This window comes from Pseudoalteromonas sp. CNAT2-18.1 (assembly GCF_022347865.1).
Taxonomy (GTDB): Bacteria; Pseudomonadota; Gammaproteobacteria; order Enterobacterales; family Alteromonadaceae; genus Pseudoalteromonas; species Pseudoalteromonas ruthenica.
Genome location: NZ_JAKRFR010000006.1, coordinates 328,584 through 350,673, shown reverse-complemented (window position 1 = coordinate 350,673; position 22,090 = coordinate 328,584). Strand labels below are relative to the sequence as shown.

The 22,090-nt window shown below is 47.8% G+C and carries 21 protein-coding genes; 13 read left to right on the top strand and 8 right to left on the bottom strand.

Annotated features, from left to right (window positions below; all coding sequences use genetic code 11):
* Positions 1–16: 16 nt before the first annotated feature.
* Positions 17–1,990: a propionyl-CoA synthetase gene (locus MHM94_RS15345; RefSeq protein ID WP_268838312.1), complete on the bottom strand. Its 1,974-nt coding sequence runs from the start codon at positions 1,988–1,990 to the stop codon at positions 17–19.
* Here MHM94_RS15345 and MHM94_RS15340 point away from each other — a divergent pair.
* The 3 genes from MHM94_RS15340 to MHM94_RS15330 are packed head-to-tail and all read left to right on the top strand — an operon-like array spanning position 1,967 to position 4,688.
* The gene (locus tag MHM94_RS15340; protein ID WP_235419764.1) at positions 1,967–2,887 is read left to right on the top strand and encodes a LytTR family DNA-binding domain-containing protein; all 921 of its coding nucleotides are present in this window, start codon (positions 1,967–1,969) and stop codon (positions 2,885–2,887) included. The two genes, MHM94_RS15345 and MHM94_RS15340, sit on opposite strands and share 24 nt — an antisense overlap.
* A gap of 47 nt (positions 2,888–2,934) precedes the next feature.
* Entirely contained in the window at positions 2,935–3,474 is a 540-nt protein-coding gene (locus MHM94_RS15335; RefSeq protein ID WP_045978243.1) for a cytochrome b/b6 domain-containing protein, read from the top strand.
* Positions 3,471–4,688, top strand: a complete 1,218-nt coding sequence (locus MHM94_RS15330; protein WP_235419763.1) for an erythromycin esterase family protein — start codon at positions 3,471–3,473, stop codon at positions 4,686–4,688. Before MHM94_RS15335 ends, MHM94_RS15330 begins: the two co-directional genes overlap by 4 nt.
* 38 nt (positions 4,689–4,726) lie before the next feature.
* On the opposite strand, the gene MHM94_RS15325 is transcribed toward MHM94_RS15330, so the two are convergent.
* Complete coding sequence (locus MHM94_RS15325) at positions 4,727–6,766, bottom strand: S9 family peptidase (protein WP_235419762.1); 2,040 nt, start codon at positions 6,764–6,766, stop codon at positions 4,727–4,729.
* Between the two features lie 208 nt (positions 6,767–6,974).
* Between MHM94_RS15325 and MHM94_RS15320 the strand changes: the two genes are divergently transcribed.
* Positions 6,975–7,358 (top strand): MmcQ/YjbR family DNA-binding protein, encoded by a 384-nt coding sequence (locus MHM94_RS15320; protein WP_235419761.1) that lies wholly within the window; start codon positions 6,975–6,977, stop codon positions 7,356–7,358.
* A 7-nt stretch (positions 7,359–7,365) separates the two neighbouring features.
* On the opposite strand, the gene MHM94_RS15315 is transcribed toward MHM94_RS15320, so the two are convergent.
* Positions 7,366–7,791: a CBS domain-containing protein gene (locus MHM94_RS15315; protein ID WP_045978239.1), complete on the bottom strand. Its 426-nt coding sequence runs from the start codon at positions 7,789–7,791 to the stop codon at positions 7,366–7,368.
* A 207-nt stretch (positions 7,792–7,998) separates the two neighbouring features.
* Between MHM94_RS15315 and MHM94_RS15310 the strand changes: the two genes are divergently transcribed.
* Positions 7,999–8,589, top strand: a complete 591-nt coding sequence (locus MHM94_RS15310; RefSeq protein WP_022945313.1) for a VTT domain-containing protein — start codon at positions 7,999–8,001, stop codon at positions 8,587–8,589.
* Here the strand turns inward: MHM94_RS15310 and MHM94_RS15305 are convergent.
* Positions 8,579–10,078, bottom strand: a complete 1,500-nt coding sequence (locus tag MHM94_RS15305) for an amidase family protein (RefSeq protein WP_235419760.1) — start codon at positions 10,076–10,078, stop codon at positions 8,579–8,581. The two genes, MHM94_RS15310 and MHM94_RS15305, sit on opposite strands and share 11 nt — an antisense overlap.
* A gap of 145 nt (positions 10,079–10,223) precedes the next feature.
* On the opposite strand from MHM94_RS15305, the gene MHM94_RS15300 reads away from it, so the two are divergent.
* Positions 10,224–10,574: a hypothetical protein gene (locus tag MHM94_RS15300; RefSeq protein ID WP_053910254.1), complete on the top strand. Its 351-nt coding sequence runs from the start codon at positions 10,224–10,226 to the stop codon at positions 10,572–10,574.
* An 89-nt stretch (positions 10,575–10,663) separates the two neighbouring features.
* Entirely contained in the window at positions 10,664–11,017 is a 354-nt protein-coding gene (locus MHM94_RS15295) for a hypothetical protein (RefSeq protein ID WP_022945309.1), read from the top strand.
* 17 nt (positions 11,018–11,034) lie between these two features.
* Here the strand turns inward: MHM94_RS15295 and MHM94_RS15290 are convergent, their stop codons facing one another.
* Both MHM94_RS15290 and MHM94_RS15285 read right to left on the bottom strand, forming a co-directional pair.
* Positions 11,035–11,421 carry a hypothetical protein gene (locus tag MHM94_RS15290; protein ID WP_045978237.1) on the bottom strand — a complete coding sequence of 129 codons (387 nt, stop codon included), beginning with the start codon at positions 11,419–11,421 and terminating at the stop codon, positions 11,035–11,037.
* Between the two features lie 75 nt (positions 11,422–11,496).
* Positions 11,497–12,666, bottom strand: coding sequence for a GGDEF domain-containing protein (locus MHM94_RS15285; protein ID WP_235419759.1), 1,170 nt, complete (start codon positions 12,664–12,666; stop codon positions 11,497–11,499).
* A gap of 234 nt (positions 12,667–12,900) precedes the next feature.
* Here MHM94_RS15285 and MHM94_RS15280 point away from each other — a divergent pair, with 234 nt between their 5' ends.
* Positions 12,901–13,596 (top strand): LiaF domain-containing protein, encoded by a 696-nt coding sequence (locus MHM94_RS15280; protein ID WP_053910256.1) that lies wholly within the window; start codon positions 12,901–12,903, stop codon positions 13,594–13,596.
* A gap of 38 nt (positions 13,597–13,634) precedes the next feature.
* Here MHM94_RS15280 and MHM94_RS15275 read toward each other — a convergent pair whose 3' ends face one another.
* The gene (locus MHM94_RS15275) at positions 13,635–14,975 is read right to left on the bottom strand and encodes a sigma-54 dependent transcriptional regulator (protein ID WP_235419758.1); all 1,341 of its coding nucleotides are present in this window, start codon (positions 14,973–14,975) and stop codon (positions 13,635–13,637) included.
* A gap of 163 nt (positions 14,976–15,138) precedes the next feature.
* Between MHM94_RS15275 and MHM94_RS15270 the strand changes: the two genes are divergently transcribed.
* From MHM94_RS15270 to MHM94_RS15260, 3 genes are read left to right on the top strand one after another with little or no spacing between them, the layout of a single operon-like run.
* Positions 15,139–15,615: a DUF2383 domain-containing protein gene (locus MHM94_RS15270; RefSeq protein ID WP_022945304.1), complete on the top strand. Its 477-nt coding sequence runs from the start codon at positions 15,139–15,141 to the stop codon at positions 15,613–15,615.
* A 45-nt stretch (positions 15,616–15,660) separates the two neighbouring features.
* Positions 15,661–16,302, top strand: coding sequence for a sulfotransferase family protein (locus MHM94_RS15265; protein WP_235419757.1), 642 nt, complete (start codon positions 15,661–15,663; stop codon positions 16,300–16,302).
* A gap of 58 nt (positions 16,303–16,360) precedes the next feature.
* On the top strand, positions 16,361–16,933 hold the full coding sequence (locus MHM94_RS15260; protein ID WP_053910374.1) for a tRNA-(ms[2]io[6]A)-hydroxylase: 573 nt from the start codon (positions 16,361–16,363) through the stop codon (positions 16,931–16,933).
* Positions 16,934–16,957: 24 nt separating this feature from the next.
* Here the strand turns inward: MHM94_RS15260 and MHM94_RS15255 are convergent, their stop codons facing one another.
* Positions 16,958–17,509 carry a DUF308 domain-containing protein gene (locus MHM94_RS15255; protein ID WP_022945301.1) on the bottom strand — a complete coding sequence of 184 codons (552 nt, stop codon included), beginning with the start codon at positions 17,507–17,509 and terminating at the stop codon, positions 16,958–16,960.
* 215 nt (positions 17,510–17,724) lie between these two features.
* On the opposite strand from MHM94_RS15255, the gene MHM94_RS15250 reads away from it, so the two are divergent.
* Positions 17,725–19,374 carry a mechanosensitive ion channel family protein gene (locus MHM94_RS15250; RefSeq protein WP_235419756.1) on the top strand — a complete coding sequence of 550 codons (1,650 nt, stop codon included), beginning with the start codon at positions 17,725–17,727 and terminating at the stop codon, positions 19,372–19,374.
* Between the two features lie 338 nt (positions 19,375–19,712).
* Positions 19,713–21,980 carry a TonB-dependent receptor gene (locus MHM94_RS15245; protein WP_235419755.1) on the top strand — a complete coding sequence of 756 codons (2,268 nt, stop codon included), beginning with the start codon at positions 19,713–19,715 and terminating at the stop codon, positions 21,978–21,980.
* The last annotated feature ends 110 nt before the right edge of the window (positions 21,981–22,090 follow it).

The window sequence follows — 22,090 nt, the reverse complement described above, 5'->3', positions numbered from 1 at the left end:
CGTGGGCACCGGGTCTTTAGGCACTGCGTAATTGTTGTGCTATCTGGGTGAAAATACTGGCATCATCAATGGTAGAGGGAATTTGCAGCGCTTCGCCATCAACCAGTTGACGGAGGTTTTTACGCAGTATCTTGCCCGAGCGAGTTTTCGGTAAACGCTCAACACACAGCACTTCTTTTAAACAGGCAATGGCGCCGATTTGTGTGCGCACGCTGCTGATAAGCTCGGCGCGAATATCAGCCCAAGTGCCGGAATAACTGTCTTTTAGCACCACCATTGCCATCGGCAGCTGGCCTTTTAAAGCATCACTTATACCAAACACCGCACATTCGGCAACAGCGGGGTGGGCAGCAACGATTTCCTCCATTTCGCCTGTGGATAATCGATGTCCGGCGACATTAATCACATCGTCGATACGGCCCATGATAAACACGTAGCCTTGCTCATCGATGTAGCCGCCATCACCACAGAGATAATAGCCTGGGTAGGTACTTAAGTAACCGGCTTTGAAGCGCTCATTGTTTTGCCAAATGGTCGGTAAACACCCCGGAGGCAGTGGTAACTTAATGGCAACCGCACCACTTTCACCTGCAGCGCAGGGGGTGCCATCAACATCAAGTATATGCACATCGAAACCGGGGGTGGGCACACTGGCACTGCCTGCTTTGATTGGTAAAGGTTCAATACCTATAGGGTTACAGGCAATAGCCCAGCCGGTTTCGGTTTGCCACCAGTGATCTAATACGGGTAACTGGGTGGTTTCGGTTAGCCACTCATAAGTGGGCGGATCGAGGCGCTCTCCAGCTAAAAAGAGCCGCTGTAAACTTTGCGTGTTATGGCGCTTAAACCCTGCGCCATTAGGGTCTTCTTTTTTTATCGCGCGAAAAGCGGTTGGCGCGCTAAACAGCGCATTTACGTGATGTTCTTCAACCACACGCCAAAAGGCACTGGCATTAGGGGTTCGCACTGGCTTGCCCTCGTACAAAACCGTTGTACAGCCGTAGATCAACGGCGCGTATACAATATAGGAATGGCCGACCACCCAGCCGATGTCCGATGCAGCCCAAAACACCTCCGCCGGTTTCATGGCGTAAACCACTTCCATACTGTAATGCATTGCCAGGGCATGGCCGCCATGCTCGCGCACGACCCCTTTTGGAGTGCCGGTTGTCCCCGAGGTGTAGAGAATATATAAGGGGTGATCTCCGGCTACGGGAACAGCGTCAACGGCAGTGGCTGTTTGCATTGCTTGATGCCAGTCAACATCACGCATGGGGCTCAATTCAGCAGGGCATTGTGGGCGCTGGTAAATAATACAGTGCTGCACCTTATGATGTGCCTTGGCTAGGGCTTCGTCAATGAGTGGTTTGTAAGCGATGACACGCTCTACTTCAATGCCGCAAGAGGCACCGAGCACCAGCTTGGGTGTGGCATCATCAATGCGCACCGCTAATTCATGCGCCGCAAAGCCGCCGAATACCACCGAGTGAATGGCGCCCAAGCGTGCACAGGCGAGCATCGCTATCACTGCTTGCGGGATCATCGGCATGTAAATCACCACTCGGTCACCTTTGCCGACGCCTAATTCACGCATGACTCCAGCAAAGTGAGCCACTTCATCGCGCAGTTCGCGGTAGCTGTATTTTTGTTGCGTGGCGGTGACGGGTGAGTCATAAATCAGCGCTGCGCGCTCACCATAACCTTGGTTAACGTGACTATCTAATGCCAAGTAACTGGTATTGAGTTTGGCATCGGCAAACCAATGATAAAGCCCCTGTGAGTCTTGATGGTAAGCCTCAGTGGGTGGCGTATGCCAATCGATGCGCTGGCTCTGGTGCATCCAAAATTTCACTGGGTCGCTTTGAAACTGCTGGTAAATGCGCTGATATTCGCCCGCCATAATTACTTTCCTCGTATTACATGTGAGAGACCCTACAAAATGTAGGCTCTTTTTCGAGCAAGCTGTATGCGACCTTGGTCTGTGCTGCATGGCTTTGTTTATCGCGTTAGATTTGTTATTTTTGCCAATCTATTCGGACAATGGATTGACACCATGACTTGGCTGCAGCGCTGGCAACAGCTTAGCCACCCAACGCTGAAACTGGGCGTCTTATGGGTAGCCTCGCTTTTTATATTTAATTTCTATTGCTTGTTTTGGCGCCACTATGTTGGTGGTGCACGCTGGGACTTTATCGACTCACAGTTATTTTGGGTAAAAGAGTGGGGCGCTTTATGGGGGCTATCTATGGCAGCAATATATGCGCTAACACGTTCTCAGCGAGTGTATAAACCGCTGTTGTTGAGCTGTGCTGTGGTGAGTGTGCTGTTGCTAAGTTATATCCGAGTGTCGCTCGATTTCGATTTTTATGGTCCTAATTGGGCTGGCGCGGTCATTAATTTACTACCAAAGTACACCTTTGCAGTGCTTTTGGTGATGGGAGCCATTTACCTGAGCTTGGTAACCAAGGTGAAAGCACGCGACTCAGTTAACGGGGCCGATATCGCTCCTGCATGTCTCACAGTGCAGCATCGGGGCATGGAAAAAGCGCTCGCTATCAGTGATATTCAGTATGTGCGCGCTGCAGGTAATTATGTTGAGGTTGTCGATGCTGATAGCCGTTACTTGGTGCGCACCACCATTAAACAACTGAGTGAGCAGCTAGGCGCGGCGCCAATGATACGCGTCCATCGCAGTTACCTGATTAACCTACACCATGTACGTGAGCTTAAGCCATTGGAAAATGGCAAAGCGCAGGTGTTAGTGGGTGAGGATCATTGGGTACCAGTGAGCAAAACTTTTAAACCAGCGCTGAAGCAAGTATTAACTCAAAGCACACAGCCAGGCATTTCGTCACAAACTCAGTTGTTTCATCACAAAGTTATTTAAATCAATGCGTTAATAAGTACCTTTGAAGAAAAAAGAGGAGGTACTTAATGACTTATGCAGGTGTAAACCGACTACTACATTGGCTGATGGCGGCGCTTATTTTGGGGTTGCTGACCCTGGGATATTACATGACCTATGTCGCCGACTATGGCCTATATCACTTACACAAATCCGTTGCTGTGGTGGTGGCATTATTGCTGCTACCCCGATTGGTGCTGCGCTGGTTCAAACCCTGGCAGAGCACGGTTAAAGGTAAGGGCGCGAAAGCGGTGCATGGCTTTCATTGGTTGTTGTTGGTGCTGCTGGTAATAATGGTGGTGTCGGGCGCTGCTTACAGCGGCTTTGGTGGCTATGGCATTGCTTTATTCGATTGGCCGTTGTTGGCGCAAAACATAGATGCTCAGCAGCAAGTCGTAGCTCACTCAGCAGCGCTTAGCGACTGGGGATTAGCGGTGCACATATACTGTGCTTGGGCGCTGTGCTTTACACTGGCTATCCATGCATTGGCAGCGTTAAAACACCACTTTATTGACCGAGATGGGACATTAATACGGATGTTAGTCGGCGAAAAAGGAGCGCGTCTATGAAGTGGCTAGTGACGTTATTGTTGAGCCTTTATGCAGCAGCATTAAGCGCCACAACAATAGAGAAAATAAACCTCGATAACCACTGTGAACAGGCTAATTTTGCGCGCTTTGGTGAGGCGATTGGCGATGCACGTATTGTTATGCTGGATGAACTGACCCATGGCGAGCAACAGAATTTTGCACTCAAGACCTGTTTGGTGCGTTATTTACACCAGCATCAAGGCTTTGATGCGTTGATACTGGAAAGCGGTCTATTTGATGTTGCGCAAATCTGGCAACAGCCCGGTCAAGCTATCACTGCTCAAGCACCGGGCAATATCTTTTATATGTACGCCGCAAGTGCGCCAGTGCAAGCGCTCATGCGGTACATTGACGCACAGCGAGACAGTGAGCGGCCTTTGCAGCTGGCTGGCTTTGATGGTCGTCTCAGTGGTGAATATTCTAAGGCGCAGGTAAGCGAATTTATCATCCAGCAAAGCCAGCGTTTCATCCCAAGTGTTGCCAAAGAGGTCGACTGGGCTGCGTTTAAACGCACCAACGCAGCGGTGCTGAAGCGCCAACCACAGCAAATTAATGCAAAGCAGCAACAAGCCTATGTTGCTACCTCCTATCGGCTCCAGCACGCTTTAAACACGGCTGTCAGCGACCAGCAAGGATACCAAGGACCAAAGTATGTCGCCCGGTTACTCCATGGTTTAGTGCTCGTGGCGCAGTCGATGGCAGGGCAGCGACGTCATGACGAGCACGACTTGGCGATGGCCGACAACGTGAAGTGGTTACTGAGCAGTGAATTGGCGGATAAAAAAGTGATTATCTGGGGTCACTATATCCACTTAAATTATGGCGGTTTTATTGAGCATCACTATGCAAACTTAGGCACTGTGCTGAAGCAACACTTTGGCGATAGTGTGCACTCAGTGCATATTAGCGCCGCCAGTGGCGAGTATCGCGACTATGTGACGATGGCAAGTAAAAAGATTATGGCCCAGCCACAGCAATTTGAACGTCAAGTTGCGCAACAGCATGAACTACAAACACATCAAGCACTCTTTATTGACCGCGCAGCAATGCAACGCTTTGTGCAAAATGCGCCGTCTACTAGCGTATTGTTTGGCCATCAATATCGTTACGGGATTGCGTTAGCGCAGTGGCAGCAATACTGGGATAGTCTCTTTGTCTTGGCGCACACCAAAGCGTCGAAAGAGCAACCATAAACCTAGGCGGGGCAGTGAATGCCCCGCTGATGTTGAGGTTATTTCCTGTAGCGCTCGAACCAGGCTAATGTATGCTCTATTTTGGCAATCATCCGCGAGGGGCGCCCAGCAATACCGTGGGCAGAGCCGGGTACACGGATCAGTACGGTATCTACTTTTTGCAGTTTTAACGCTTGATAGAACTGCTCGGACTCCGATATGGGCGTGCGGCGGTCCTGCTCTCCTGTCATGATCATCGCCGGTGTGGTGACGTTGCCCACTAACGACAGCGGTGAGCGTTGCCAGTAGTGGCTGAGGTTGTCCCACGGCATGCCCGGAAATTGGTTGCGAATTTGCCCTAAATAACTGTCGGCGGTAAGCACTTTACTGACCCAATTAATCACCGGCTTGGTGATTGCCGCAGCATTAAAACGGTCGCTTAAACCAATGGCGTAGGCAGCAGCAATGCCGCCGGCAGAGCCACCAGCGATAAAGAGGTTGTTTTTATCAATAAAGCCTTTAGCGATTAATGCGTCAACGGCGGAATTATGATCGGCAAAATCTTCCTTTGAGGAATACTTACCATCAAGTAACAAGGCAAAGTCTTTGCCGTAGCTGGTGGAGCCGCGATAATTCATATAGACCACCACATAGCCAGCGGCCGCATAGCGCTGTAATTCGGCGCTAAAGCTGGGGCCATAGGCTAGGTGTGGGCCGCCATGAATTTCCACCAACAGTGGGTATTGCTTGGTCGTATCAAAATCAGGAGGGGTGATATACCAGCCATGAATAGGTTCCCCATCAAACTGCGATTCCACCGTTAACTCATGCACTTGCCCTAAGGTTTTATGGCCGAGCAGGTCCTCATTGAGCGCTGTTAGCGTGCGCTGCTTGTTGCGGTGAAAATACCCTAAATCAGCGGGGCGCTCAGCACTGCCCTGAGTAAAAGCGAGGGCACCATTGTTTGCCATGGAAAATTCACCACTGACATAAGGGCGACCTATGGATGTGCCTGCGACTGAGCTGACGCGTTCAGTGATGTTTCCTGCGCGGGTTAGGGTGGCAAGCTTACGTTGGCCGCGATCGTCGTACTGAATGACAAAATCCCCTTTGCCCGCCCATTGATAATGGCCGACAGCGCGATCCAGTGCTGATGTCAGTGACTTGACGGCCCCGGACTTGAGGCTTAACAAGCTCAGCTCGGTATTGACGTAAGGAACAGCGGCGTTACCTCGGGATAGAAAGGCTAGCTGCTGAGCATCATGACTGAATTGGGGGTGGGTCTCACGGCCGGGCAAATCGGTGAGCTGTGTCGTGCTATAGGTGCCAATATCCACGCCATACAGGTCAAGCTCAGTGGTGCGATACTCCCAATCAGGGTGCTGATCCGAGGCATACACAACTTGTGTCGCATCTGGGCTCCAAGCCAATGGCCCATAATGTTGATAATCGCCTTGTGTTAATTGCCGTGGTGCGCCGCCCTCGGCTGGAAGCACAAACACATGACGAAAGCTGGGCGTTAAAAAGCCTTGGCCATCGGCTTGGTAGCGCGCTTTGTCAATAACCGTAACCGGTTCAGACCAGTCGGCGCCTTTGGGTTTTTTCGGTAACTTCACTGATTTTACAAAATCGGAAGGGCCTTGTGGCACCGTCATGGTAAAGGCCAGCTGTGTGCCGTCAGGAGACCACGTGAGGTCGCGCACTGGTTTTGGCAATTGTGATAATAACGCCGTTTTATCTTGCGCCAGCCAGTGCATATGCACTTGCACAGAGCCACTGCGGTTACTGGTAAAGGCGATGCGTGTGCCATCGGGAGACCAGCGTGGCTGAGCGTAGCTATATTGATCTGCAAACAGCGGAGTATGCTCATCAGTGCTCAGGCTATAGAGCCATAGGCTTTGCTTATTATTATCTTTCATAATGTCGTAGCCACGACGGACATACACAATGTGCTTGCCATCGGGGCTAATTTGCGGGTCGCTGGCGTACTCGAGGGCAAAAATATCCTCGGAGCTAAAGGTCTTGTTGTCGGCCTGGGCGGGCAACGATGCGCCGCCAAGCAGCGCAGCTGTGAGTATCAAAGGGGTTAGCGCATTCATAAGTAAGTACTTTTTTTAACCAGAAAATGTCATCCTAGGTGGGCGGGTTAATGCTGGCAACTGCAATGCGATTAACGGCGAGTATGAGTAAGTTGCGGATATGACGTACTTTTTCAATATACTTGTGGGGTATTAGATTAAATGATTAGATTAGGCCTTACTTGGGCGAGTGCTCGTCCTAGTTTGCTTAGCCTTAAAAGGAGTTTATATGGACAGTCAAGGCGTACATGATTATTTGCTCACTAAGCCATTGAGCTCAGTGGCGCAGCCCTTTGGCCCTGGGGTCGACGTCTACAAGGTAAAAGATAAAATGTTTGCCACCCTAGCGCTTAGAAAAATGGGGAAAGAAGATAAAGACAATCGCCACTGGCGCGTAAATTTAAAGTGTGATCCTGATGAAGCCCAGGCTCTGCGCGATATTTTTACTGCGGTCATCCCTGGTTATCATATGAATAAAAAGCTATGGAATACGGTGATACTGGATGGCTCCATTCCAGCGGGCGAAATCCAAAGAATGATAGATAATTCCTACACTTTGGTGGTGAGTAACATGCCCAAGAAAGAGCGTGAACAGATTTTGTCGTTACTTTAGTGTCTGCTTATTTACCGGCCTTGCTTTGATAACGCTCGAGTAACAGACGCATAATATCGCGCCAAGTCACAATCCCCACCGGTTGGCGCTGTTCATTAACGATAGGCACACAGGTAATAATATGTTCGTTAAATAACTTCACCACATCAATAAGTTGCGCATGTACTGGTAAGCAAACAGGGGAATGAGTCATAATTTGGCTAACGCGTTTATTGAGAGTGGCTAAGTCGGCTTTGGATGCCGAGGCTTTACCAACATTCGGGCTTAATGCCTTAAAAATATCGCGATCAGAGACGACCCCAACTAATAACGATTGCTCTACCACCAGCACATGGTGAAATTGCGTGCGTTTGAAAATATCATTGACAACGCGCAGGGTGTCATCGGGTGAACAAGTAACCACTGGCGTGCTCATTAAGTTACTTAACTTCATAGGCGCTGGTTCCCATACAGAAACGGTTAAAGTGACTGCTGATACACTGTTTTTATTATGACATTTAACAGTCTTATACGTGACTAAAAGCCTATAAGACTGCATTAAGTGTAGTAAATATAAGCTTATAAAGCTTCTTTGCTGAGCGAACAATAACAGAGTCATTAGTACACACTAAACTTTTGAATTTTATACAAGGCACATTGGATGGCAATTTCAAAAACGTTAAAGCATAAGACCCAAAAACTCGTAGACTCGAAGCATATGCTCAAAGGCATCACTTTCGCTTCTTTTTTAGAGTCGACCATTGTGCCTATTCCTTTAGAAGCGGTGATGGTGCCATTGATGCAAGCACGACGAGATAAACTATGGTTAATCGCGCTTATGGCTACTTTGGGCTGTATAGTCGGTGCCTTATTTGGTTATGCCATCGGTTATTTTTTGTTTGACCTGGTCGGTCAGTGGGTCATTGATACGTTCTCTAGCCCTGAGCAATTTGAACAAGTCAAACAACAGATGCAAGCACAAGGATTCTGGTTTGTGCTCACGTTAGGTATTGCACCTATTCCTTTCCAAATAGCGATGCTGGCTGCGGGAGCGACCAAGTACTCCCTATTAATGTTCGTTTTAGCCAGTGCAATAGCGCGCTCAATTCGCTATTTTGGCTTGGCGGCGGTGGTATATTTTGCTGGTAATCATGCCGAGCGAGTGATCAGAAAACACAAAACAAAGGCCATTGCTGGCCTCTCTATTGCGGTGCTTTTATTGTGGTGGGCAGCAAACGCGCTTAAAGGCTAGTGTGCTCAAGCAGTGAATCAATGGTTTTGGCCGCTGCAATGGCTTGTTCATCGCCGCCGACATTCGCCATAACAGAAAACCCTACAGGCAGACCCTGAACATCAGCTAAAGGCAGAGTAATGTGGAGCGTACCTGCCACGGCAGCGAGCGTGCTGGCGCCACCGAGATAATGATCGCCATTAATTTTATCAATCTTCCATGCCGGAGAGTTGGTGGGGCTGATAATGGCATCGAGCTGATTTGCTGTGAACCAATGTTCTAGTGCATTACGCGCAGTGAGGCGATACTGCTGTGATGCCTCCAAGTAATCTTCGCGTTGGGCTTGTAAATCGATGGCATTTGCTTGATGTAACAGCTCTTGACCGAAGTAGGGCATGGTGCGATCTTGGTGCTGTTCATTAAAGGCGATCAGCTGGCTTAGCGTTTTCACCTTTACCTGCGCTGGCGTGGCGGCCAGATAGGCGTTCACATCGCGTTTGAATTCATACAATAACACTTGGAACTCTTGGCGGTACATACTACCCAGATCAGCTTGAGGCAGTTCGATAAGTTTAATGCCATGGCGCTCTAATTGCTTGAGCTGCTTTTTAAACACAGCCTGGGTCTCGGCGGTAAAGTGGCTGTAATCAACATAGCCAAGTGTTAATTCCTTTGCCTTACTAGGCTTTACCTCTGTGTAATTGATGGTGCGAAAGGCGTGGTGATTTGGGTCTTGGGTGTCGGGTGCGGCGATGACCTGAGTCGCTAATAACACATCCGCTAGCGAATTAGCCATTACTCCAACGGTATCCTGACTTTCAGCTAACGGCACCACACCCACGCGGGAGACTTGACCATAGCTAGGTTTGAGCGCATAAACACCATTTGCCGCAGCAGGGCAGACAATCGAGCCGTCGGTTTCAGTGGCTAACGCGAGGGGCGCGAAGCCCAGTTTTACCGCCACGGCTGAGCCAGAACTGGAGCCGCATGGGCTACGGGTTGCATCAACGGCATTAGCCGTTTGTCCACCTAGGGTACTCCAACCAGATGAAGAGCTGTTGGAGCGAAAGTTCGCCCACTCGCTAAGATTGGCTTTACCGAGGATAATGGCTCCGGCGCTGCGTAACTGAGAAATGACCTGGGCATCAGCGCTGCTGACATTCTGTGCTAAGGCCAAGGCCCCAGCTGTAGTGGCCATGTTAGCAACGGCTATATTGTCTTTCACCAGTACCGCCATACCATGAAGTGGTCCTTGCCATTGACCTTCACGAGCCAAGTTATCAAGGCGCTGCGCATCGTGTAGGGCGTTATTGTTAATGGCCATCACCGCACGATAGTTATCATTTAGCGCGTCAATACGTGTTAAATAGTGTTGGGTAAGCTTAGTGGCAGAGCTCTGTTCACTATGAAGTTGTTGTTGAAGGTGCGACACTGTTTCGGTCTTTTGCGCATTGGCGCTGAAGGCCATACACAAGAGCAGTGTTGATATCGTAAGCCGGGTGTGGTTCACGAGCGTATCCTTGTTGTTATTATGTGCCTTTAGATTAGCGGCCTTCGTTGTCTGCGGTCAACTGCAATAGGGTGAGTGAAGCGCTTGCCAACATCGGTGCCATTTGCGTTACTATGGCTTCTTTGATAACCCATGGACGATAGCTATGAGCCAATATTTACACCAAGCCTTTCAAGACCTTCGTATCCGTAAAAATGACGTCACGAACGACCAAAACAAACACCGTTCGCAAGGTAATAGTGCGCATTTGCAGGCACTGGAAGAAAAAATCGACTCCCTATATTTAATGAATTTAGCGGCATTGGAGTTGTTGCAAGATATGGGAGTCAGCCGCAGCGATATTTTACGAAAGATAGAGGAAATCGACCTACGTGATGGCAAACTCGACGGTAAAGTCGCATCGTCGAGTCACTGCAAAGACTGTGGCCACAAGGTGAGCCCTCGTCGCCGTCATTGCTTTTATTGCGGCGCTAATATCGCTCAGCTGCAATTTTAGCTCCCTCCTTAGTTGCAGCACTAAAGTTAAGCCTAGGGTCAGTGATCAGTCGCTAGGTTATAAGCTCGAATAGAGCAAAGGGGCAAACAGTGCGATTACTAACAGGGTTGTTACTGACGTTATCACTTGCGGCGTGTAGCGAACCACAAACCCGCTATTACGCAAGTTATGCAGATGCACACAGAGCACAACTATTTGAGCAGGGGGAGCTACCTGAGGTATTGCCGTTATCGGCCAAGGCATTTCAAGTTAACACCCATGCCGATAGAAAACGGGCGACGGGACGCTTTAAAATTGCGCCAGCGGATATCAATACCTTTGCCAGCCGGTTACAGCAAAGCCCATACCCAGGCTACGAATTTGTGTATTATCATGGCGAACAGGTGTGGTTGTTTAATTTACATAAAGACGGCAAGGTGGAGTACCGCTCACATTCAAAGTGAGGCAATACCCCGTTGCGTTAGACTACTAATTCAGCCTGAATATGGCGTATTAAATTATTGACCCAATTGACATACTGGCGATGGATTTTCTTGCCATCGTATCTCAAATTGACAGAGTCAACATACTCTACCGAAAACTGGCTCGGGGTATAATTAATATCAACCGTCAATTGATGAGTGCGAATATTGAGCACCGCAGCAACGACCCCTTCGCTTTTAGCTGCACACTGCCAGCCGAGCTGCAGGCATGCTTTGATAATGGCTTTTTCAATATCCTTATCACTGTGGTTTTGGCTCTGAGCCATAGGAATGGCATTATAAGGAAAGTCTCGCACTGGCACTGTGGTTTTGCAGGCACTCAGGGTGAATAAGGCCACCAAAGCAATGACAAGGGTGTGACGCATTTACTGATCTCCGTGTAAAAGCGTTATTGTCTCTTAAAAGTTATTATTACTCAAACCCTTGTATGTCGGTTTGTGTTAGCCAGTAGAAGCCGTGGTGGTGTCGCTATGATGGGTTTCAACCAAGCAGTTACGGCCACGGCTTTTTGCCTCGTAAAGGCCTTTATCCGCTTCAATCAGCATCTTTTTAATATCAAAATGGCCACTTTCTCGGCAAGTGACGCCGATGCTAATGCTCAGCGGCAGGCGCTGATGGTGCCAATAAAATGAGCCCTCGGCAATGGCCTTACGTAAGCGATCGCCCACTTTGAGCGCCGTGCGTTGATGGGTATTGGCTAAAATCACTGCGAATTCCTCTCCGCCAATACGCGCAGCTAAATCATCTTCTCTGAGTTGCTCGCGAATGCGCTGACTCACCCATTGCAACGCAGCGTCTCCGCCATCGTGACCAAACTGATCATTGACCTTCTTAAAGTAATCCAAATCTATCATCATGACTGCAAGCGGCTGCTGCTTAGCAATACACTGCGCGAGTCGTTTTTCGCCTTCATAGAAAAACGCACGACGATTGTACAAGTTTGTGAGTGGGTCGAAATTAGCTAAGTTAGTGAGTTTAGCTTCTGAGCGTATGAAAAAAAGCATCGGAAACACTAGTGCCGTGCACGTGGTCAGTAGTAAGTGAACAGCAAGAACTAACTGTTTGGTCCAAGGTGGTAATGATTGCTCCCAGTGCAACAAATTGGTAAGCAACAGGCCCGTTTGAACCAACATTACCAGCGCATGCAAGGTGACGAGAACAAGCAAAGTGGCGGCATATATATTGCCTTTGGTTGTTGTTCTAATAGCCGCTGCAGCGGCAAAGAATAGTGTGGCAATAGCCATAGAAGTGTAAATCTGCCCCCACAGTGGTTGGTGGTGCAACAACGCCAGTAACAACGCACTGAAACCCAGAATAAAATAGATAAACAACGGGTTATGGTGTTTTGAAGAGCTGTACCAGAGTATACCTCTTAGCACCAGCAATGGCGCTGTTATCATCAATAGTTGGGCGCTGTAATGGGTCAGTACCGGTAAGTCGATAAACACACGCAGAGTCGCGCTTATTTCAGCTAAACTAAATACCAGACAAGATAATCCCCAATACAAAAAGCTTCGTTGTGCACGTTGGTAAAACACCAACAACAAAAAGACGCCAATAAAGGCGTTTAGTAAAGTCGATACCACTATCAATGTTGGTAGATGTAACATGGCACTCGGGATGTTGGGGAGACACTTGAAGTTTAGTTCACCTACTTGGCGTCGCAACCCGCGCCATGGGGAGTTACTCAGTAAAGATAATTAAAATATCGTTAATTAAGCGTAAATATGGTGGTTTTGGCGAATGCGGTGAACTGGCTTAATCTCCATCTGACTGAAACTAAAGGAATTAATATTTGGCGCTGATTTTGCTTAGGTAAGCAAAACGACAACAGGAGTGTGAACATGAGTGTTCCTTTAAAGGACAGGCCGTTAGCGCAAGTAAAAGAAGAGATCATCGATCAGCTAATTTTAAATTACAGTCATGGTGAAATTTCAGCGCAGGCGTTTGAACGTCGCCTTGATCAAGCGTATGACTGCAGCTGCCAAGAGCAACTAGCAACATTGGTTGCTGATCTGCCGCTGCACAGCGACCCACGCTACAACAGCGAGAAGGCGGCACGTATGCGCACTCCTTTCACGCAAAGTAGCGAGCAGGTTAATGGTGAGAAAATTACCGCCATATTAAGCTCGGACCAACGCAGCGGTGAATGGGTTGTCCCTAAAGAGATTCATCTAAACAATTATTTGGGAAGCATTGAATTAGACTTTACCAACGCTATCTTTTCTCACCCTGAAGTACACATTTACGTTAATTGTATTTTGGGCAGTGATGAAATTGTGGTGCCAGAGAGTGTAGATGTGCAAACTCAGACCACCAATATCATGGGGTCACTGGTTAATAAGCGGGTCTCACTTGGGCCGCGATACGAAGATAAACAGCGACCGCGCATTATTATCCATGGGCGTATTATTCTCGGGAGTGTGGAAGTCAGTATTAAGCGAACGATGAAAGAGAAATTAAAGGCCTTTGCCTTTGATTTACGTGATTTATTTGATGGCCGAGAGCAGGGTAAAAGCCGTAACCGATATGATGGCTAGAATGTCGGGGCTTGTTCATAGCAAGCCCCGCAAACTGATTAGTCCTGAGAGTACTTTTCTAGTTTGTTATAGAGTGTTTTCACACTAACACCTAATTGTTCAGCGGTGTCCGTTTTGTTGCCGGCGTTCTCTTCCAAGTTTTTCAAAATTGCCGCTTTTTCCAACTCTTCCAAGGAAACGCCAGTAGGAATATCGACGCTGTTGCTGTCGCTTTTGCTTACTGATTCACCCAATGAAAGATGTTCGGCTTTGATTACGTCATCGGCCAAGATCATCGCTCGTTCAATGGTGTGTTTTAGCTCCCGTACGTTGCCTGGCCAGTTATAAGCAGCAATGCGGCTAAGTGCATCGGTAGCGATACGTTTGTGGCTCAATTCTTGGGCATTACGGTAGGCAAGGAAGTGCTCAGCGAGGCCGGTGATGTCATTGCCTCGATCGCGCAGTGGTGGCACTCGGATAGGGAAGTGCGCTAAGCGGAAGTATAAATCCTCACGGAAAATGCCATCATCAATGGCTTGTTGCGGGTTACGGTTGGTTGCACAAACAATACGCACATCAGCATGTTTCACTTGTTGACTGCCTACGGCGCGATACTCTCCGCTTTCGAGCACGCGCAGTAACTTAACTTGTTGCTCTAATGGCATCTCTGTTACTTCGTCTAAAAACAGCGTACCGCCTTTAGCTTGGTCGAAGACCCCTTGGTGATCGCGGTGTGCACCTGTAAATGCGCCTTTCACATGACCAAATAACTCACTATCTATAAGCTCTGGGGAAAGCGCACCACAGTTTATCGCAACGAAAGGTGCTTGTGGCTTATCGCCAGCAATATGAACGGTATTGGCAACGAGCTCTTTACCTACACCACTTTCGCCAATAATCATCACGTTGGCATCAGTGCGTGCGACCTTACGAATAGTGCGATACAACTTGTGCATAGACTTAGAAGAGCCGACTAATAAACCAAATTGGTCAAGGTCGCTGGACTCAACAGCTTTACTTGATTGGCTGGCTTCACCAAACAGTTCGTAGCTGTCTTGCAGAGTTTCGCTAATCAGTTCCAAATCATACGGGGCACGGCAGTGGAACCCGGCACCATCGCGCATCAACTTATCAAGATATGGATTTGGCTTACCTTTACTTAAAAATAGAAACTCAACGTGCGATAACGCGTCGGTGTCATTTAGGGTGTTGTATCCTTGTTCATTGAATTCTTCGAGTTCCACCAATGCAATATCACACCCCGACTGGGCAACTTGCGCTTCCCACGGCTCAAACTCGTTTGCGTAGACCAGCTGAAACTTTTTTAATACTTCTAATTTAGCCAGCTTCGAGACCAGCTCGGGATCGCTGAGTTGTACAAACATTTTAACCTGGTGCATACATCACTCTCCTTGAAAGAGTTGTAAAAATAACAAGTCAGCGGGTAGATGTTACTCGGGTTCAGCGAGGAGGTCCTTCTAACCTTCTGATTTATAATAAAATAAATAATGGTATATGAATTGCAGGTGAACTTGGTACATCAGCGACCATAGGAGTTTAGATATGGTTAACCTTGACCAAACACAAGCAAAACGTGATAAAAAAATTGCCAAAGATATTCTTAAGCTGAACCGAGATGCGGCGACGTTTTATAAGCAGGCAGCCGAACAGGTCGGTGACTACAACGTCAGGCATGTCTTTATCAATATGGCAAAAATACGGGAACAAGCCCAGTTATCTGTCTACGATGTGGATGAAAATCCCGATCACAGCAGTATAGAAAATACTTGGCTGGGTACAGCGATCGCTTGGTACGCGCAAGCTAAGAGTCATTTTTCTAACAGGCCTGAGCAGTCAATGATAATCGATCTCATTGAGTTCGAGAAGAAGTTATTGGCGAAAATAAAAAAAGCAGTCAGTGAAGCTCGCGACCCAGCACTCAAAGGCGCTTTAGCGAGTATTACTGCCGATATCCAGATGTGTATCGACCAACTCAGTGCATGTAAACCAGCGAATACTCGCAGCCACGCAACGCAGTGAGTACAATAACGGCCATAGCAATGTTTAACAACCCATACTATGGCCATGTCGAAAATATTTGTGATAGGTTTACCGCGCAGCGGCACCACCAGCGTGTGTGCTGCTGCACTCGATTTAGGTCTTCGCACCGCCCACACAGCTTATACTAAAGCGTGTTTTGAGCGTGCGGAGCTCGTTGCCGACACACCCTGCTTTAGCCACTACCCGGAGCTGGCTGAGCGCTTCCCTGAAGCAAAATTTGTGCTCTTGCAGCGGCAACCAGAGCGTTGGCTGGAGTCTGTCCAACGCTTATTGCCGCGAATGAGTACCAATTTATTGAGCGATACAGGGGGGTTTAGTCCGCTTCTTAAAGCAAGTTACCATCGTGTATTTTCGCCTTTGAATGAACAAAGCCTAACTGATGGTAAGCACCTTGAATATTGCTATAAGCGGCATCAGCAACAGGTATCGACGTATTTTGCTCAGCAAGCGCACCGTTTACTGACAATTGATATCAGTGAGCCCCATAGTTTTCAGCAATTTTGCCAGTTTGTTGGAGCCAATAGCACGAGCAAGCAATTTGCGCACCTTAACCAGCATAATAAGGTGATGGCTTGGCGCGACTTAAAGCACCCCCTGAAAGTACCCTCCACGCGCAACGGCAAGGTCGATAACCTTGAGGCGTGGCTTAGGGGTGAAGCGGTATGAGTGCGTGCAAATTTGGTATAGAATGCCAGCCATTGTTTATATACCCATCATGTTGACCATGTTCGAACTCAAATACCACACGCCAGCACAATGGACTGACGCTGTACTGGCCGATTTTGACACATTTTTACAAGACCATGCTGGCGCTGAGAAGAAAGCCTCGGGCATGGCGTTGTCGATGCTGTCTCACTACCCAGATAAACGCAAGCTCGTTAAAGCGATGACTGATTTAGCACTCGAAGAGATGATTCACTTTAAACAAGTGGTTAAGTTGCTAAGCGAGCGCGATGTGAACCTAGGGGATGATAAAAAAGACCCTTATGTGAATCAGCTGCGAGGCATGTTTCGCCATGGTAAAGACGTGTTTATGATGGACCGGCTGCTGGTCGCGGCTGTGATTGAAGCTCGAGGCCATGAGCGCTTCGCGCTAATAGCTGAAGCGTTGCCACCTGGTAAAGACAAAGAATTTTATGTCGCGATTGCAAAATCAGAAGAAAAACATAAAAACTTATTTGTTGAGCTTGCTTATGAGTATTTCGACAAGGCTGAAGTCGATGCGCGGTTAGCCCAAGTGATTGAGCGCGAGGCACAAATTTGCGCCTCTTTACCATTTCGTGCAGCCTTGCACTAATAACTCAAATTCGACTAGCGTGAGCTAGTCGAATTGCTTCTCGAGGGTACGTAACTTAACCCCTAGCCAACATAAAATAAGGCCAAACACAAAGGCATACAGAGCGACTAGCCAAAGCATGGCAATAATACCTTGTCCGGGGTTGAAAATAAGGTAGCCACCAAATAACACCGACAATATACCACTGATTAATATAAGCGTGGTGCCCTGTAAATGTTTAGCTAATTTCACCGCCGCAACGATTTCTGTAACACCGATAGCGACTGCCCAAAAGGCGATAAGGTAGAGCATCACGTAGGCCGTTAGTTGGGGCATGATCAAGGTGATAATAGCCGCAACAATCCCCAAAAGACCGGCTATTAAGGTGACAAACCAATAGCCGTTCTGGCCTTTTTGTTTTAACGCCAGCCAAACTCTTGAGCCGCCATCAAGTAAAAAGAAGGCCGCAAAAATAAAAATTAACACGTTGATAGTTAATTGCGGTGATAACCAAGCGATGGCCGCAAATATGATTGCTACTAAGCCTTGCAGTATGAAAATGGGCCATTGTCCGGGTAGTGACTTTGCGATACTCATCATCCCTCCTCGCGATAACAACACAGTTCAAAAGATTGCGCCCGTGCTACTTATCGATGCAGCCTGCAAACAGGCTAAGTGGTTAAATTGATAGTGCCAATTGCTTAGTAAATCTAGCAAGTGCTTGCTTTGAAGGCAATTTATATCGACCCACGTGCGCAAGTTTGGCGCTTATGGCTATGCTTTATAGAGTGCGAAAACAGATGGATGATGTGATGAACCCTTGGCGTAGTTTCAAATGTGGGCTTTTGGCCCTTGCCCTTGTTTTACCTTACTCGCTTGAAGCCAAAGTTACGGTGAAAGAAATTTTAAACAATGAGCAACAACAGGCAAAGGATAACAGTGAGCACGCCGAGCAGTCTACGTTACCAGGCAATGAGGTTGCTACTAACGAGCACCCAATAATAGATGAGTTTAATCGACAAACGCCGCGTAGTGCTATGCAGGGATATTTGCATGCGGCCCACCAACGAGACTTTGAGCGTGCGGCGCACTATTTGGATTTTCGCAATTTATCGCTGCAAGCTCAGGCGATGAATCATGCTGAGCTCGCACACACCCTCTTTTTGGTGCTTAATCGCACTTTATGGGTAGATACGCAAGCGCTGAGTAATCACCCCGCAGGCAGTCGTAATGAGCCTGTGCCTAGTTATCGCGACCTAGTGGGAGAGATAGACACCTCACGAGGAGCGGTGCAAATTTTATTGCAGCGTGTGCCCGGTGACACCCCGGGTAACTACATATGGAAAGTGTCCAATGCGACCGTAAACCAAGTGCCATTTTTACGCCAAGAGTTTGGTTATTCTCAAGCGGGTGAGTGGCTGTATCGCCACCTACCTCATGGAGCATTTTTAGGGGTTGAGTTGTGGCAATGGGTTTATTACAGCCTGAACCTGCTCGCATTTTTACTGATTGCTTATCTAAGTACGCGCATTTTTCTGTATTTGCTATTGCGTGCTAAAGCCGACGTGAGCCAGCCAGCAAAAGCGTTAGTAACCGGGCCATTATGTTTTTTACTGGGGATTGTGTTGGCCCGCACTTTCTCCTCGGAAGCTAATTCCACCCTGGCCACCCGGGCTATATTCGAAGGCGCAACTTTGTTAATTCTGGCGTGGACGTGGTTTTTGCTTAAAGTCGTTGATGTTATTCGTTTGCGCCTAACGTTACGCTTGCAACGCAACAACAATACTCAGGCCGAATTTTTACTGCGCCCTGCAGGGAATGTCGTGAAGATTCTGCTGACTCTTATTGCCTTATTAGTCTGGTTTGAGAATTTAGGTTTTAGTGCCACAACACTGATTGCCGGGCTTGGAATTGGGGGCTTGGCGCTGGCCTTAGCAGCACAAAAGTCGGTAGAAAACATTATCGGTGCGATTACCTTGTATGCTTCTGCGCCGGTCAAAGTTGGTCAGGTATGTCGTGTTGGTCGCTATTTTGGTGTTGTTGAGGAGATAGGCCTGCGTGCGACGAGAATGCGCACTTTGGAACGCAGCGTTATACACATAGCAAATGCCAAGTTTGTCGATATGGAAATTGAGAATATATCTGAGCGTGAGCGCATAGCCTATAGGCCCGATATTGTGCTTGAGCGCTCAACTCAACATCAGGTGTTAGCGCAGTTGTTAGAGCAGATCCGTGAGATACTTGAGCGGCACCAAGATATTGCCGACCAACCGTGTCGAGTACGACTCAGCGGGTTTGTGCCCAGAGGCATAAAAATAGATGTGTTAAGTTATGCACAAACCACAGACTTTGACTATTATCTGCACATAGTTGAATCGTTAAACCTACAAATTATCGAGTGCTTGAACCGACTAGGGATCGCATTAGCTGCGCCTGAACCACTGAGTTTTGCAAAACTATAATGCAGGCAGAGCGAGATATAGCAAATGTGTCTAGGTACGCAAGGGTGAATTCGCACTTAAAAGGACAAATGTCCTTATTTGCATCTGAAATCGGTTAAAAAAATCAAACCTGTATCTAAAAGTAGATAAATGTTGCAAATTAATGAATTTTTACTGAACTAATTTCAGATTTCAGTGCTATAATTCTCGCCCGTAATGTTCAGCCTTATTTTTGCTCTTACACTCTCAAATTTAAGGTCCGCGCTCGAGGATGCGCGCAAAATTGAACATTGTGCCAGGTGAAACGGCGCTACATATCTACCGTTGAACAAAAGAGTGTACAAAAGGCTAAAACCAACATGAAAGCAATGAAACGTACCACGCTTGCAACATTAATTAACGCAGCGTTGTTCTCAGCCGCTGCCGGCTCTTCATTCTCTTCAATCGCTGCTGAACAACAAGGTCCTGCAGCAAAAGACAATTCTCTCGAAGTTATTCAAATTACCGCACGTAAGCGTGTAGAAAACGCTCAGGAAGTGCCTGTTGCGGTATCTGCACTGCAAGGTGATGGCTTAGAAGCCTATAGCTCTGCGGGCATGGACATTCGTTTTATGAATGCGAAAATCCCAAGTCTATCTATTGAATCTTCGTTTGGTCGTTCATTTCCACGCTTTTATGTTCGTGGTCTAGGTAACACAGACTTCGATTTGAATGCCTCACAACCGGTTTCGCTTGTTGTTGATGAAGTTGTTCAAGAAAACGCCATTTTAAAAGGCTTCCCGGTATTTGACGTTGCCCGCGTTGAAGTACTTCGCGGTCCACAAGGTACATTGTTTGGCCGTAACACCCCAGCAGGTTTGGTGAAGTTCGATACGGTTAAACCGAGTCAAGAATTTGAAGGCTATGGCTCAGTCTCATACGGTAGCCGTGGTGCCGTAGATTTTGAAGGCGCTGTCGGTGGTGGGTTAACCGATCGCCTGTCAACGCGTGTCTCTTTGCTATGGCAAGAAAAAGACGACTACATTGATAACCGCGCGCCAGGTTTTGAACAAGAAGATGTACTTGGCGGCTACAGTGAAAAAGCAGCGCGTGTACAATTCTTGTACGAAGGCGACGACTTCACGGGTTTATTCAACTACCACGTACGCGACCTTGATGGTACGCCTATCGCCTTTCGCGCCAATGCTATTAAAGCCGGTAGTAACGATTTAGTCGACAACTTCGAGCATGACGTGGTTTACCACGATGCAGCATCGCGTGCGACGCAACAGGTTGAGTCGCAAGGTGCGAGCCTTAAGCTTGAGTGGGACGTTAATGATTTTTACACCCTGACTTCTATTTCTGCATGGGAAAGCGCAGAAATTTATTCGCGCGCCGACATTGACGGTGGTTACGGTGCTGCGTTCTTACCGGACATGGGCCCGGGTGTTATTCCATTCCCATCTGAAAGTGCCGATGGCATCCCAGATCAAGACCAATACACACAAGAGCTTCGTCTATCGAGTAACTTTGCCGGTGACTTCAATTACCAAGTGGGTGTTTTCTACTTTGATGAAGCATTAACCATTGAAAACTTTAGCTATGACACCTATGGTGCGCAGCCTGGTATATTGAATGGCTACGTGATTCAACAGCAGGATACCAAAGCATGGGCGGTATTCGGCTCAGCGGATTACACTTTGACTGATGATTTGAAAGTCACTGTGGGTCTGCGTTACTCAGACGATGAGAAAGAATTCTCAGCAAATCGTACCCAAAGCCCTGTCGGCGGCGGTGCATTGTTCCTTACTGAGAACCCAAGTGATGACCACGTGAGCTGGGATATCTCAACCAATTACAAAGTGAGCGATGACATCAATTGGTACGCTCGGGTAGCAAATAGCTTCCGCGCTCCAAGTATCCAAGGTCGTATCTTATTTGGTAACGAAGTGACGATTGCAGAGTCTGAAACCGTAACCTCTTTCGAAACCGGTATTAAGTCGGATATTCTAGATGGCCGTGGTCGTGTCAATGCGGCGGTATTCTATTACACCATGGACGACCAGCAGCTTACTGCGGTTGGTGGTGGTGCTAACTTTAACCGTTTAGTGAATGCTGATGAAACCACCGGTTATGGCTTCGAAGTTGATACCCAGTGGGTGTTAACCGACAACCTTAATGCGACCTTTAACCTCAGTTACAACAACACTGAACTGAAAGATGATACCCTAGCAGTTGATGTCTGTGCACAGTGTATCGTTACCAATCCTGTTAACAACAGTGGCCAGGCAATTCTTGACGGTAACAGCCTACCGCATGCGCCTGAGTGGATCTCAAACCTAACGCTTAGCTATATGAGACCTATGGGCGAGGGTGATTTCTTCACTTACGCCGATGTTTCTTACCGTAGTGAAATCAATTACTTCCTATACGAGTCTGTTGAGTTTGAAGGCAAACCGCTAACGGAAGTAGGCCTACGTGCTGGTTATACTTGGTACCAGGGTGATAACGAGTATGAAGTATCAGCTTTCGTACGCAACATGTTTGATGAGCAGCAAGCTATCGGTGCTATCGACTTCAACAATAACACCGCAATGGTGAATGAAGAGCGCTACATCGGTGCTGAATTTAAAGTGAGTTTCTTCTAAGCGAGAATCATTTTTAGCTTTATTGAAACCCGCCAATTGGCGGGTTTTTTCGTTTATATTGGGAGCTTGAGCTGGTAAAGTTTGCGCTAAGCCCTAAGGGGAGTGTTTAT